At 65.9% G+C, this 14,038-nt stretch carries 10 protein-coding genes and 1 tRNA gene; all 11 read left to right on the forward strand.

Translation table 11 applies throughout. From position 1 onward, the window contains the following. The first annotated feature begins 17 nt into the window (after positions 1 to 17). The 11 genes from guaB1 to GUY30_RS07475 all read left to right on the forward strand — a co-directional run bounded on the left by guaB1 (position 18) and on the right by GUY30_RS07475 (position 14,037). Positions 18 to 1,475: a GMP reductase gene (gene guaB1 / locus GUY30_RS07425; RefSeq protein ID WP_167195718.1), complete on the forward strand. Its 1,458-nt coding sequence runs from the start codon at positions 18 to 20 to the stop codon at positions 1,473 to 1,475. A 131-nt stretch (positions 1,476 to 1,606) separates the two neighbouring features. Further along, complete coding sequence (locus GUY30_RS07430; protein WP_167195722.1) at positions 1,607 to 2,938, forward strand: hemolysin family protein; 1,332 nt, start codon at positions 1,607 to 1,609, stop codon at positions 2,936 to 2,938. Further along, on the forward strand, positions 2,935 to 3,996 hold the full coding sequence (locus GUY30_RS07435; RefSeq protein ID WP_167195725.1) for a hemolysin family protein: 1,062 nt from the start codon (positions 2,935 to 2,937) through the stop codon (positions 3,994 to 3,996). The genes GUY30_RS07430 and GUY30_RS07435 overlap by 4 nt, the downstream gene beginning before the upstream one ends. 433 nt (positions 3,997 to 4,429) lie before the next feature. Continuing rightward, positions 4,430 to 5,467, forward strand: a complete 1,038-nt coding sequence (locus tag GUY30_RS07440; protein ID WP_167195728.1) for a M15 family metallopeptidase — start codon at positions 4,430 to 4,432, stop codon at positions 5,465 to 5,467. A gap of 113 nt (positions 5,468 to 5,580) precedes the next feature. Then, positions 5,581 to 5,656 (forward strand) — tRNA-Arg (locus GUY30_RS07445). 122 nt (positions 5,657 to 5,778) lie between these two features. Next, positions 5,779 to 6,552 (forward strand): ABC transporter ATP-binding protein, encoded by a 774-nt coding sequence (locus tag GUY30_RS07450; protein WP_167195731.1) that lies wholly within the window; start codon positions 5,779 to 5,781, stop codon positions 6,550 to 6,552. Continuing rightward, a complete protein-coding gene (locus GUY30_RS07455; protein WP_167195734.1) occupies positions 6,549 to 9,098 on the forward strand; it encodes an FtsX-like permease family protein in 2,550 nt (849 codons plus the stop codon). Before GUY30_RS07450 ends, GUY30_RS07455 begins: the two co-directional genes overlap by 4 nt. 49 nt (positions 9,099 to 9,147) lie before the next feature. Further along, on the forward strand, positions 9,148 to 10,323 hold the full coding sequence (locus GUY30_RS07460) for an MFS transporter (RefSeq protein ID WP_167195737.1): 1,176 nt from the start codon (positions 9,148 to 9,150) through the stop codon (positions 10,321 to 10,323). Positions 10,324 to 10,430: 107 nt separating this feature from the next. Further along, positions 10,431 to 11,255: a DALR anticodon-binding domain-containing protein gene (locus tag GUY30_RS07465; protein WP_167195740.1), complete on the forward strand. Its 825-nt coding sequence runs from the start codon at positions 10,431 to 10,433 to the stop codon at positions 11,253 to 11,255. Next, on the forward strand, positions 11,255 to 12,694 hold the full coding sequence (gene lysA, locus GUY30_RS07470) for a diaminopimelate decarboxylase (RefSeq protein WP_167195743.1): 1,440 nt from the start codon (positions 11,255 to 11,257) through the stop codon (positions 12,692 to 12,694). The genes GUY30_RS07465 and lysA overlap by 1 nt, the downstream gene beginning before the upstream one ends. 35 nt (positions 12,695 to 12,729) lie before the next feature. Then, the gene (locus GUY30_RS07475; protein ID WP_167195746.1) at positions 12,730 to 14,037 is read left to right on the forward strand and encodes a homoserine dehydrogenase; all 1,308 of its coding nucleotides are present in this window, start codon (positions 12,730 to 12,732) and stop codon (positions 14,035 to 14,037) included. Position 14,038: the final 1 nt, after the last annotated feature.

Raw genomic sequence — 14,038 nt, forward strand, 5'->3', positions numbered from 1 at the left:
TAAGGGACAATAGTGTTATGCGTTTCATCTCAAATGACCCGAACACCGATCTCACCTACTCCGATGTGTTCCTCGTCCCGAACTCCTCGGTGCTGACTTCGCGCTTCGAGGTCGACCTCACGTCCACCGATCCGACCGGCTCGACGACGCCGCTCGTCGCCGCGAATATGACCGCGGTGTCCGGTCGTCGGATGGCTGAGACGATGGCCCGTCGCGGGGGACTGGCGGTGCTGCCGCAGGACATCCCGCTGACCGCAGCGCAGGAGACCATCGCCTGGGTGAAGAGCCGGGACCGGATCTTCGAATCTGCTCTGCGCTTCGCGCCCGAGGACACAGTGCTCAATGCCCTGCACGTGCTGGCCAAGCGTCCGCACGGCTGCGGCGTCGTCGTCGACGCCGCGGGTAAGCTCGAAGGCATCATCAATGCCGCGGATCTGCGCGGAGTCGACCGCTTCACCTCGGTGGCGGAACTGGTGGACTCCTCACCCCATGTCATCCGCGCCTCCGACGTCGACTGGGAGGACACCGCGCAGCTGGAGTCCCTGTTCGAGTGGATGACGGAATCGCGGGCCGAGTTCGCCGCCGTCGTCGACGACGAGAACACGGTGCTCGGCAGCCTGACTCCGAAGTCGCTGCTGCGCTCGTCCATCTACACCCCCAATCTCGATGATCAGGGACGGCTGAAGATCGCCGTGGCCATCGGCGTCAACGGTGCCGCGGTCGAACGCGCCACGTCACTGGTCGAGGCCGGTGCTGACGTCCTCGTCGTCGACACCGCGCACGGTCATCAGGTGAAGATGCTCGACACGCTGTCGGCGATCGCCGATGCCGAACTCGGGGTGCCGATCGTGGCCGGCAACGTCGTCACCGCCGAAGGGGTCCGCGACCTGGTCTCCGCCGGTGCCGACATCGTCAAGGTCGGCGTCGGCCCCGGAGCCATGTGCACGACTCGGATGATGACCGCCGTCGGTCGTCCGCAGTTCTCTGCTGTGCTCGAATGTGCCGAGGCGGCTCGCGAGCTGGGTGCCCATGTGTGGGCCGACGGCGGAGTCCGCTATCCCCGCGACGTCGCCCTGGCTCTGGCCGCCGGAGCCTCGCAGGTCATGGTCGGATCCTGGTTCGCCGGGACCCACGAATCTCCCGGCGACCTGCTGATCGACGGTGAAGGCCGGAAGTACAAGGAGAGCTTCGGAATGGCTTCGGCACGGGCCGTGGCCAATCGCACCCGCACCGAATCGGCCTTCGCCCGAGCACGGAAGGGGCTGTTCGAAGAGGGCATCTCGTCGTCGACCATGTACATCGACCCCGAATCTCCCGGTGTCGAGGACCTGCTCGACGGCATCACTTCGGGCGTCCGCAGCTCCTGCACCTATGCCGGCGCCGGCAGCCTCGGCGAATTCGCGCGTCTGGCCGCGGTCGGAGTCCAGAGTGCCGCCGGTTACGAAGAGGGCCGACCGCTGTCGGGAAGTTGGTAAGATCTCCTCATGCACAGTGACAGTCCCGGCCGGCGGGAAGCCGGCGCCCCAGATGACGATCCTCACCCCGCGAGGGTCTCACGCTTCACCTCTTCTGCTCAGCAGACAGCGAACGGCGGGGACAGTCACTGATGGAATGGATACTCCTCGCCCTCGCGCTGTTGCTCATCCTCGGCACCGGCGTCTTCGTCGCCGCCGAATTCTCACTGCTGACCCTCGACCGTCATACCGCCGATAAGGCGGTCGAGGACGGCGTCGTCGGCGCGAAGACGCTCCGGCGCTCGATGACCCACCTGTCCACCCAGCTCTCGGCGGCGCAGGTGGGCATCACGATCACCACTCTGCTCACCGGTTACCTCATGGAACCGTCCTTGGGCAGGCTGCTCGCGCCGCTGTTCGAAGCTTGGGGCGTCGGTCCCGGTCTCGCAGCACCGCTGGCGCTGACCATCGCGCTCATCGTCTCCACGGTGGGATCGATGATCTTCGGAGAGCTCGTGCCGAAGAACCTCGCCATCGCCGTTCCGCTGGCGACGGGCCGCATCGCGGCTCCGATGCAGTACCTATTCTCCATCGTCTTCAAGCCGGTCATCGCAGTCCTCAACGGCACGGCGAACAAGATCCTCATGTCGATGGGCATCGAACCGCAGGAGGAGGGCTCGGTCGGTCGCTCTCCCGAGGAGCTGACCTCACTCGTGCGCCACTCCGCAGAGGAGGGAGTCCTCGACGAGCAGACGGCGGGTCTGCTGGAGCGGACCCTGAGCTTCTCCGAACGCACCGCCGAAGACGTGATGACCCCGCGCACACGCATGTCCACGGTCGACAAGGACACCACGGCTCGACAGATCATCGAGCAGGCACGTGACACCGGATTCTCCCGCTTCCCCGTGGCGGCCGAGGACAAGGACCACATCGTCGGCGTCGTCCACGTCAAACAGGCCTTCGCCGTGCCTCCGGGCAACCGCGACGACGCCTATGCAGGAGGGCTGATGACCGAGGTTCGTGAGATCCCGGAGACCCAACGCCTCGATCCGCTGCTCTTGGAGCTGCGGGCCACAGGTCTGCAGATGGCCGTGGTCGTCGATGAGTTCGGCGGCACGGCCGGAGTCGTCACCCTCGAGGATGTCGTCGAAGAGCTCGTGGGAGAGGTCGCCGATGAGCACGATCGGATGCGCGTCGCGGCACGACCGGCTCGCGACGGCTCCTGGATCGTGCCCGGTCAGCTGCGGCCCGATGAGATCTCGTCGACGATCGGTGTGACGATCCCGGAGGGCTCGGACTACGAGACTCTGGCCGGATTCGTGCTCAAGGAGCTCGGACGGATTCCCGAACCGGGTGACGAGGTCCGCACGGACGATGCCCGCATCGTGGTCGAACGGATGCACGGTCGACGCATCGAACGACTCCGGGTGGTGCTGCGCGCCGCCGACGCAGGAGCTTTCGAAGCCGGAGGTGAGAAGCGATGAGCGCCGATTGGTTCGGACTGGTCTGGCTGGTCGTCCTCCTGCTGGGCAACTCCTTCTTCGTCGCCGCCGAATTCGCTGTCGTCGCGGCCAAACGCTCACAGATCGAGCCGCGCGCGGCCGAAGGCTCTGCAGCGGCGAAGACAGCGCTCTATGCGATGGAGCACGTCTCACTGATGCTGGCGATCTGCCAGCTCGGCATCACCGTGTGCTCCCTGCTTCTGGGCAACGTGGCCGAACCGGCCATCCACCATCTGCTCGCCGGTCCGCTCGAGGGCCTGGGCATTCCCGCGGGACTGTCATCGACGATCTCCTTCATCCTGGCGCTCGGCGTCGTGACCTACCTGCACGTGGTCATCGGCGAGATGGTGCCGAAGAACCTGGCTCTGGCGGCGTCCGGCCAGGCCGTGATGCTGTTGGCGACACCATTGGTGTTCCTGGCCCGAGTCTTCGGATTCGTCATCCGTCCTCTCAACGGACTGGCCAACGGGATCCTGCACCTGTTCAAGATCGAGGCCCGCGACGAGGTCAACGAGGCCTACACGATCGAGCAGGTCGAATCGATCGTGGCCGAGTCGAAGCGCGAGGGACTGCTCAGCGATGACACCGGGCTGCTCAAGGGCGCCATCGAGTTCAGCGACAAGACCGCGTCCGACATCATGGTCCCGATGTCCGAGCTCATCACGATCTCGGACAAGGTGACCCCGAACGAGCTGGTGACCCTGGTCGGCAAGACGGGCTTCTCTCGGTACTTCGTCGTCGGTGACGACGGATATCCGGAGGACTATCTCCACATCAAGGACGTCCTCTACGCGGATACGGAAGAGGCGTTCGATGCTCCGGTGCAGAGCAAGCGCTTCCGTCCTCTGTTCACGGTCACGGCCGATGACGAAGTCGAGGAGGCTCTGGCTCAGATGCAGAAGGCCGGAATCCACGTCGCCCGCGTCATCGACTCGCAGGCGCAGGTTCTCGGTCTTCTCTTCCTCGAGGACGTGCTCGAAGAGCTCGTCGGTGAGGTTCAGGACGCGATGCAGCGAGGGCGATTCGACTTCCGCAGCTGAGCATCCTGCACCCGAGCATTCCGAGCCGGCTCAATTGCCTGCCTCACCCGGTCGCCCCGGCGGCGGATTCCTGTCTTCAGGAGTCCGCCGCCGGGGCGCTGTACGGTTTACGGTCTATTCGGGGCGCTGTTTTCGAGGCGGCGTATTCGACGGCGCTGTAGGAGCCCGCCCGGGGGAGGCGCCGTTCGACGTGGAGACCCACTCGTGACCGACTGTGTAACGGTTCGTAACGAAACAGTGATTCAGGACAGCTGGAGTAGGGCGCCTGTAGTGATTCATGACCAGTCGCTGGTGGTGAAAGACCTGGTCACACGCCGTGTATGACCTGAAGGTGACATTCTGTAACAATGTCTTTATAGTGTTGTGACATAGGCTTTCGGACGCCCGACAGAGGGCCTCCACCGCACAACTTTCACCAACAGTATGGAGCACTATGTCGAGTCAGCTCTCGACCGTCGAGGCGCCGCCGGTTCGCCGACGTGATCTGCGCAAGCAGAACGCCTCTTCGCAGGTTTCGACCATCAACTCCGCGCATCCCGTGACATCGCAGTCGCGGAACGCCGCATCCGCAGCCCTCTCGCCCCGCCGTGCGGCCATGGCCGCCGAGGCCCGCGCCGCAGCGGGTTCACCGCGACGGGCGGCGATGGCCAAAGAGGCTTCGCAGCCGATGACCCCGGCGGGTCATACGTCCGCGCTGGCTGCCGCTCACCTCGGCAACCGCGGTTCCGACGGTTCGCTGCTGCGCTCGGTCCGCAGCCGCCAGGTCACGACCTTCTCCGCTCTGGCCACCGTCTCGGTCACCGGCACCGCCATCGCCGCTGTGATGGTCGCCGGAAACATGAGCGGGAACCAGGAAGTCAAGGTCGACGACACCGCCGCTCAGTCCGAACCGCGTGCGATCAACGCCGAGTCGGTCTCCGCCGACATCAAGGTCGACAAGGACGATAAGACCTCGATGACCATCGGCGCCCCGAGCGCCAAGCAGACCAAGGTCGATGCGGCGTCTCGAGCGATCACGAAGACCGTTCTGCCCGGTTGTGACGAAGCGGCACCGAAGGGCGACGCAAGCAACGGCGAACTGCCCGACGGATGGCTGTGCGAGATCGGTGTGGGCAATCACAAACTGCGCACCGATGCGGCCGTGTCGTTTGCGAAGATGAACGCGGCCTTCAAGAAGGACACCGGCAAGGACATCGCCGTCACCGACTCCTACCGGTCGCTGGAATCGCAGGTCTCCGTCGCCGCACGCAAGCCCGGCTTCGCAGCTCGTCCGGGAACCTCCAACCACGGTTGGGGACTGGCTCTGGACCTCGGTGCAGGCACACAGAACGGAACCGGCGAGCAGTACGAATGGCTCGTCGCCAATGCTGAGAAGTTCGGGTGGGAGAACCCGGACTGGGCCAAGCGCAACTCCTACGAGCTCTGGCACTGGGAATACGTGCCGGGTCGCAAAGCCATGAAGGGCGCCTGATCTGGTCGAACATCGCTGATCACAGCCTTCTTGACGCCGCGTGCAGTCCCTCGGGTCTGCACGCGGCGTCGTTTTGGGAGGTGGTGCCCAACGGTGATAGAGTTGCATCCGTTGCCCGCGTAGCTCAGTGGATAGAGCGTCTGCCTCCGGAGCAGAAGGTCGTAGGTTCGAATCCTGTCGCGGGCACCACAACACCGCCCATCTCAACGGCTGAGGTGGGCGGTTCTGCATTCGCGGCCCGAGTGCTCGGCAGTGCAGACAGGATCTAAGGTAGTCGGAGACGAGACCCGAACCGTGATGTGAGGCATGCGATGTCGGAACCTGCTGATGAGCCCGTCCAGACGAGCACGGGGGATGACGATAGCGTCCTCCGTGCGCTGGGCCTGCGCAAGAGCTTCGGCCGCGGCGATACGGCGGTCGACGCCCTCGACGACATCAGCGTCGACTTCGAATCGGGCCGCTTCACCGCCATCATGGGTCCCTCCGGCTCCGGGAAGTCGACGTTCATGCACGTGCTCGCCGGGCTCGATCGTGTCGATTCGGGCTCGATCATCATGCGCGGCCAGGACATCACCCGTCTCAACGACCGACAGCTGACCCAGCTGAGGCGCGACCGCGTCGGCTTCATCTTCCAAGCATTCAACCTCGTCCCGACGCTGAGCGCAGAGCAGAACATCGAACTGCCGGTGTCGCTGGCCAGGAAGAAGATCGATCGTGAGTGGAAGGCCGAGGTCGTCGAACGACTCGAGCTCGGCGATCGACTCCAGCACCGGCCGCATGAGCTCTCCGGCGGACAGCAGCAGAGAGTCGCCGTGGCCCGGGCGCTGCTGACCCGGCCGGATGTCATCTTCGCCGATGAGCCCACCGGGAACCTCGACTCCCATGCCGGCGCGGAGGTCCTGTCCCTGCTCGGCCGCGCCACGACCCTGTACGGGCAGACGATCATCATGGTCACCCACGACCCCGTCGCGGCATCGCATGCCGGTCGGGTCGTCCTCCTCAAGGACGGGCGTGCCACGGGCGAAGTCCGCCAACCGACCCGAGAGAGCGTGGTCACTGCGCTGAGCGAACTGAGCTCTCTGTGATCGCAGTCGCCCTCGCGCAGATTCGGATCCATTGGGCCCGGTTCCTCGCAATCGGCCTCGGCATCGCATTGGCTTCCGGATTCGTCGCGACCACCCTGATCATCAACTCCTCACTGCAGGACAGCCTCGAGCATGCCGTGGGTCGCTCATTCGAGAAGTCCGACCTCACCGTCGTCCCGAGCAGAGACGTCTTCGTCGGGGGCGACGAGGCCTCCCCGCTGCTGGGGCCCCTGGCCGAAGTCGACGGTGTGGACACAGCATCTCTGTCGGCCCGCACAGTGACCACTGGGCGGGGAGCGGCATTCTCCGAAAGTTCCTTCGCACTGTCACCGGTGCCCGCGGATGAACGGCTCGACTCCTTCGACATGGTCTCCGGTCAGCGCCCGGACTCGACGACCGATCTCGTCCTCGACACCCGCACGGCAAGCGATCTCAAGGTGGGAGTCGGTGATGAGATCCGCTTCACCGTCGATGCGGTTCCGGTGGAGAGCGGCAACGATGACATGCCCATCTATCGGGGTCCGAGCCAGAGCAGCGTCACCTTCTCCGTCGTCGGCATCGCGGAGATGGGGCAGGATCCGGCGATGCCCGGCGCCACGCGAGCACTGACGACCGCCTCTGGCTATCAGGAGTACTTCGCTCAGCAGGGTGATGTCATCGCCATCCAGATCGCTCTCGAAGACGGTGCGGACCCGGAGGCGGTGCGATCCAAGCTGCAGAGGGTCATCGACGATTCGGACCTGGACGGCAGCCTCGAAGCGCTCACCGTGGACGATGCCGTGCAGGCGAAGACCGACCGTCTCTCCGGCGGCAATGTCGTCGTGACCGGACTGCTGCTCGTCTTCGCCGGAATCTCCGTCATCGTCGCCATCCTCGTCGTCTCCAACACTTTCTCCGTCATCGTCGCCGGACGCCGCCGCGAATTCGCGCTGCTGCGCTGCCTCGGTGCCACCCGCCTGCAGATGTACGGCTCGGTCGTGGCCGAAGGACTCTTCGTCGGACTTCTCGGGTCGATCTTCGGCGTCCTCGCCGGCGTCGTCGTCAGCCGCGGACTCATGGCCGCGGCCGTGCGCTACTGGCCAGAGGAGTTCCCCTACGACACCCTCACCGTTCCCGTCTCCGCTCTGGTCGCCGGTGTCGTCGTGGGCGCTCTGCTGACGATCGTGGCCACCATCCGTCCGGCTCGCAGCGCCATCGCGGTGACACCGCTCGAAGCGCTCCAGCCCTTCGACGCATCCATCTCGCCCAACACCCGTGCCCGACCCCGCCACCTCGTGGGCTTCGGGTTCATCGGCCTCGGCATCGTCCTCGTCATCGTCTCCGTCTATGCGGTGTCGACCACTCAGTTCTGGATCCTCGGCGGAGCGCTCGGCGGAGGGCTCGTGGTCACGGGACTGGTCATCAGCGCCGCGAAGATCATCCCTCCCGTCGTCGCGTGGACGGGGGAGGTGCTGTTCAGCCCCTGGGGCGTGCCCGGACAGCTGGCGACCCTGAACACCCTGCGCAATCCGCGCCGCACCGCGGCCACAGCCACTGCGCTGATCATCGGTGTGACCCTGGTGGCGACGATCCTCGTCGGCGGCATGTCGACGAAGGCGACGCTCAGTCACGGACTCGACCAGCGCTATCCCGTCGACATCTCCGTGCCGCTGTCGGGCCTCGTCGACGATGACCAACTCGACGATCTGCGCGAGATCCCCGGGGTGTCCACCGCTGTCATCGCCCACCGCGCCGAGGCCGTCGAGGACTTCAAGGGGTCCCGCCCCGAGATCTTCGTCCTCGACCCGGACAGCGCCGAGACAGTGCTCGGAGACTCGGCAGCCGATATCGTGACCGGTCGGGTCACCGTGCCCGACGACTATCCGTCTCCGACGGTGCGGGTGAAAGGGCTCAACGAGATGAGCGTGCCCGCGCACAGGGACGGGCTCTCCAGCCTCGCCTTCTTCACCACCCCCGACGTCGGCAACGCCCTCGGCATCTCGGCGACGACGACGGCCGTGCTCGTCCGTCTCGATGAGGACGTCGAGGTCGACGAGATCACGCGCATCCGCCAGTCCGTTGCCGAGACACTCGACGTCTCGAGCGAAGAGGTCGGCGGTTCGGCCGTCGCCCGCGGCGCCTATTCCGAACTCATCGACGTCATGCTCGCAGGGGCCGTGGCGCTCCTCTTCGTCTCCGTGATCATCGCGCTCATCGGAGTCTCGAACACGGTCAGCCTCTCCGTCATCGAACGCCGGCGGGAGAACGCGCTGATGCGGGCGCTGGGCCTGAGCATCGCGCAGCTGCGGACCCTGCTGGCGCTCGAAGCCGTGCTCATCTCATCGGTGGCCGCGCTGCTCGGGCTCGTCCTCGGCGGTGCCCTGGGCATCGTCGGCACACGGCTGGTCACGCACGACTACTCCACCGACCTCATCGTCGACTTCTCCGCACCGTCCTTCCTCGGCATCCTCGGCGTGGCGATCATCGCGGGGATCCTCTCCGCGCTGGCACCGGCCATGCGAGCATCTCGGCTCTCACCTGTCGAGGGGCTCAAGCTCGATTTCTGATGCGCCCCGGCCGCCGGACGGGAGGTCGGCGTATGATAGGAAAGAGCTCATGAACTCCGCGCACATCCGCATTCTGATCGTCCTCGGAATCGTCTTCGCCGCCTTCAATCTGCGGCCCGGAGTCACCGGTCTCTCACCGCTGCTCGATGCTATGGGCGCAGAGATCGAACTGAGCGCGGTGTTCCTGGCGATCATCGGCATGCTGCCGCCTCTGCTCTACGGACTCAGCGGCTTCCTCACCCCGCGGCTCTATGCCCGCTTCTCCGGGCTCGGCCTGACCCTGGCCGCGATGGTGATGGTCACGATCGGACTGGGCGTCCGCGCGGTCATCGATTCCCCGTCGCTCTTCCTCGCCCTCAGCGTGCTCGCCCTGCTGGGAATGGGCATCGGCAACGTCGTCCTCCCGCCGCTGGTGAAATCGTATTTCCCCGACAAAGTAGCGCTCATGTCGACCGTGCACGTCGGGATGCTCCAATTCGGCACATTCATCCCGCCGCTGGTCGCCGTTCCCCTCGCTTCCGGCGTCGGATGGAGGGGGTCGCTCCTCGTCTGGGCTGGATTCGCGGCTCTGGGAGTGGCCGCCTGGATCGTCATCCGCATCGTCAGGCCGGCACCCGCCAACGAGGTGGCCGCCGCCGTGGTCGGCGGCAGCGAGCTCTCCCGCCTGCTGCGCAGCCCACAGGCGTGGGCGCTGATGACGATGACCGGGCTGACGTCATTCAACAACTTCATTCTCTTCACCTGGTTGCCGAGCCTGCTCACCCGCTCCGGATTCGATGCGGCCTTCGGCGGAGCGATGCTGGCGCTGGTCACCGCCATCCCCCTCGTCCTCGGCTTCGTCCTGCCGACCCTGGCGCAGAAGATGCGTTCGGCCTATCTCATCGTCGTCGGCTTCTGCCTCAGCCTGGCCGTGGGCTACCTGGGTCTGTGGCTGCTGCCGACGGCGGCTCCCGTCCTGTGGACTGTGCTGCTGGGCATCGGCATCTCCACGTTCCCGCTGGCGCTGACGCTCATCACACTGCGGGCACGTGACGCCGAGGCGGCGGCCGCACTGTCCGGGTTCGTCCAGGGCGGCGGCTACCTGCTGGCGGCCACGGGACCGCTGATCTTCGCGTTCCTCATCCAGAGCTTCGACAGCATGTGGCCGGCATTCGCCGTGGTGCTCGCCTCGGTGGTCGTCAAATTCTTCGTCAGTCACGCTGCGTGCCGGCCCGGCGCGATCTGAACTCCAGTGGGCTTCCGTCCCGATCTGCCGCGGGCATCCGTCTCGTCATGAGAGCGAAGATGACACCGGATTCGTCCTCGCAGTCCGGCCCCGAGTACTCTGTTCGAGTGACCCCGGAAGACCTGCAGACTGCACTCGCGCGCGCCTTGGCGACGGCCGAGGCAGGTCTCGTGGCACCGGGATTCGACACACCCGTCGATGTCCTCGCCCCGACTCGTCCCACACTCGGCGACTGGACGACACCGGCAGCGCTGCGCGCAGCCTCTGCACCCGAACGGCGAACCGAACTCGCGGCACATCTGTGCACTGAACTGAGCCGCCACCCCGAGGTGGCAGACGCCGTCATCGCCGAGCCCGGGTTCGTCAACGTGACCCTGACTCCGGCCGGCCGGGCGCAGGTTGTCTGCGACATCGTCACTGTGGCGGAGACCGACGCCGATGGGAACGCGGGCCAGGATCGTACCCCGCTGCGTTCGCTGCTCGCACCCTCGGACCGGGAGTCGGCACAGGAACTCCTCGCAGACGGAATCGATGTGCACATCGATCCGTGCGCAGTGGACGACCTCCGACGCGGGCATGCCGCCGCGTGCCGCGAACGGCGGCGGGCACAGCGAGCGGGAATCCCGACCGACGGCATCGATGCTGCGAGACTCGAACATCCGTGTGAGACTCGGATGCTCAATGCAGTGGCGGGCCTGCCGTCAGCGCTGGAACGATCACGCCGCCTCGGCGAGGCCGATCCCTTCCTCATGGCACTCCTCGACCTTGCTGACACCGTCGAGGACTGGATCCGCCGCTGCCCGGTCACCCCCACGGTCGATGAGGACATCACCGTCACCCATACCTCCAGGCTCCTCGCTCTGAGGGCCGTCATCATCGTCCTCGCCGCAGGACTACGACAATTGGGCGCTTCGGCCCCGGAGAGGATCTGATGCCCGCACATATCGCAGGGACACTGCACGCGACACCGGCCCCGGTGTGGCTGCCCTACCCCGATGACGTCAACGCGCTGCTGCCGAGTCTGTGGTCGGACAATGTCACGAAGACCGCCGAGGGAGTGCTCACGATCGCCGGTCATTTCGTGACGGACCTGGCCGAGCAGTACGGCACCCCCACCCTCGTCATGGACGTCGCCGACTTCCGCAGCCGCGCCGAGACCTACCTGAGCACCTTCTCCCACGCGTTCTCCGTCGACAAGAGCCTGGCCGGAGCCGACGTCTTCTACGCCGGAAAGGCGTTCCTGTGCACGGCGGTCGCCCGATGGGTGCATGAGGCTGGCCTCGGACTCGACACCTGCTCTCTGGGAGAGATGATGATCGCCCGCGCCGCCGGCGTCCCCGGCGACCGCGTCGGACTGCACGGAAACAACAAGTCCGCGGCAGAACTCGAATACGCCCTCGACTACGGTGTGTCCAGGATCTTCGTCGACAGCCTCGACGAGGTCGCTCGACTGGAATCCATCGCAGCGGCCAGAGGTGCCGTTGCACCCGTCATGCTGCGAGTCACCGTCGGCGTCGAAGCGCACACCCACGACTTCATCGCCACGGCTCACGAAGACCAGAAGTTCGGACTCTCCCTCGCCGATGGCACGGCAGCCCGGGCGGCTCGCCTGGTCGCGGAATCCGAACATCTGCGTCTCGACGGCCTCCACTCGCATATCGGATCGCAGATCTTCGACATCTCCGGATTCCAGGTCGCCGCCGCCCGCGTTCTCGCGTTCCGCGCCGAGATAATGGGCGAACACGGCATCGACCTGCCCGATGTCGACCTCGGCGGCGGTTTCGGAATCCGCTACACCTCGCAAGACACCCCGATCCCGGTCGCGGAGATGGCCGAGGAGCTCGCCTCCGTCGTCGCCAAGGAATGCCGGGGGCTGGGTACGAGCGTTCCCCGGATCTCCATCGAACCCGGACGAGCGATCGTCTCCCCGGCGGTGTTCACGCTCTACGAAGTCGGCACCGTCAAGCAGGTGAGCACCGACAGCGGCCTGCGCACCTATGTCGCCGTCGACGGGGGTATGAGCGACAACATCCGCACCGCACTCTACGACGCGGACTATTCGTGCACTCTGGCCAACCGGAACTCTTCCGCTGAACCCGCCATCGTGCGCGTCGTCGGCAAGCACTGTGAATCCGGCGACATCATCGTCCGCGACGAGTACATGGGCGCCGACGTCACCGCGGGCGACCTCGTCGCAGTCCCGACCACCGGGGCCTACTGCCGGTCGCTGTCCAACAACTACAACCACCTGCCCCGGCCGGGCGTGCTCGCCGTCGAGGCCGATAGAGTTGAGTGGATCGTGACACCCGAGGACCACACGCAGATGTTCGCCACCGACCCGGGCATGGCCGGGGGAGGAGCACCGAACTGATGGGCGTGAGAGACAAGAGCGAAAAAGGTGAGGAAATGCAGGCATTGAAGGTTGCCATGCTCGGATGCGGAGTCGTCGGCACGGAAGTCGCCGCCCGTATTCAGAACCGGGCAGAAGGCCTGGCCGAACGCATCGGCGCTCCGCTGGAGCTGAGCGCCATCGTCGTCCGCGATGCCTCTAAGGCCCGTCCGGGAATCGATGAGAAGCTGTTCACGACCGACGCCGAGGCGGCCATCGCCGGCGCCGATATCGTCGTCGAGCTGATGGGAGGGATCGAACCCGCACGCTCGCTCATCACCGCGGCGCTGCGCCAGGGATCATCCGTCGTGACCGCGAACAAAGCGCTGCTGGCCGCCAGCTACGGCGAACTCATGTCTGCGGCCGATGCCGCCGGTGTGCGCCTCGAGCACGAAGCAGCGGTGGCCGGTGCGATTCCGATCATCCGTCCCGTCGGCGATTCGCTGGCCGGTGACCGGATCGAGCGCATCATGGGCATCGTCAACGGAACGACGAACTACATCCTCGATCAGATGGACTCCGAAGGCTGGGACTTCGATCAGGCGCTCACCGCCGCTCAGGAGCTCGGATACGCAGAGGCCGATCCGACCGCTGACATCGGCGGTCACGATGCGGCTGCGAAGGCCGCGATCCTGTCGTCTCTGGCCTTCCATGCTCCCGTGTCGATCGATGACGTCCACGTCGAGGGCATCGAAGGCATCACCGCCGAGATGGTCGAGACCGCCCGGGACCAGGGATTCGTCATCAAACTCCTGGCCGTGTGCGAACGCGTCGTCTCGTCTCCGGCAGGTGCCGGGCTCTCCGCGCGCGTGTACCCGGCTCTGCTCGACAGGGGCCACGCATTGGCTTCCGTGCGCGGTGCCTTCAACGCGGTGTTCATCGAAGCCGAAGCCGCCGGAGAGCTGATGTTCTACGGCCAGGGAGCCGGGGGAGCCCCGACTGCCTCCGCCGTGCTCGGAGACCTCGTCTCGGTGGCCAGGCGCAAGGTGCTCGGCGGACGCGGACAGTACGAACGCCCCTTCCACGAGGACTACCCGATTCTGCCGATCTCGGCGATCACGACCAGGTACCACATCACCCTCGACGTGGTGGACCGTCCCGGCGTGCTCGCCGCGGTCTCCGAAGTCTTCGCCGACGAAGGCGCCTCCATCGAACTCATGCGACAGACGATCGGCGACGTCGACGAGCAGGGCGTCCAGCATGCGAAGCTCGTGTTGGCCACCCACTCGAACACCGACTCGGCTCTGCAGAAGACGGTTGATCGCCTCATCGATCTGCCTGTCGTCCACACCGTCAAATCCGTGATCCGCGTAGAAGGACAGTGAC

It is taken from the genome of Brevibacterium pigmentatum (assembly GCF_011617465.1).
Classification (GTDB): Bacteria; Actinomycetota; Actinomycetes; order Actinomycetales; family Brevibacteriaceae; genus Brevibacterium; species Brevibacterium pigmentatum.

What these genes read in the sequence shown, in the direction of transcription:
- GUY30_RS07430 (WP_167195722.1), top strand. Translation starts at nt 1,607, where the DNA reads ATGGAATGGATACTCCTCGCCCTCGCGCTGTTGCTCATCCTCGGCACC.
- GUY30_RS07450 (WP_167195731.1), top strand. Translation starts at nt 5,779, where the DNA reads ATGTCGGAACCTGCTGATGAGCCCGTCCAGACGAGCACGGGGGATGAC.
- lysA (WP_167195743.1), top strand. Translation starts at nt 11,255, where the DNA reads ATGCCCGCACATATCGCAGGGACACTGCACGCGACACCGGCCCCGGTG.
- GUY30_RS07440 (WP_167195728.1), top strand. Translation starts at nt 4,430, where the DNA reads ATGTCGAGTCAGCTCTCGACCGTCGAGGCGCCGCCGGTTCGCCGACGT.
- guaB1 (WP_167195718.1), top strand. Translation starts at nt 18, where the DNA reads ATGCGTTTCATCTCAAATGACCCGAACACCGATCTCACCTACTCCGAT.
- GUY30_RS07475 (WP_167195746.1), top strand. Translation starts at nt 12,730, where the DNA reads ATGCAGGCATTGAAGGTTGCCATGCTCGGATGCGGAGTCGTCGGCACG.
- GUY30_RS07435 (WP_167195725.1), top strand. Translation starts at nt 2,935, where the DNA reads ATGAGCGCCGATTGGTTCGGACTGGTCTGGCTGGTCGTCCTCCTGCTG.
- GUY30_RS07460 (WP_167195737.1), top strand. Translation starts at nt 9,148, where the DNA reads ATGAACTCCGCGCACATCCGCATTCTGATCGTCCTCGGAATCGTCTTC.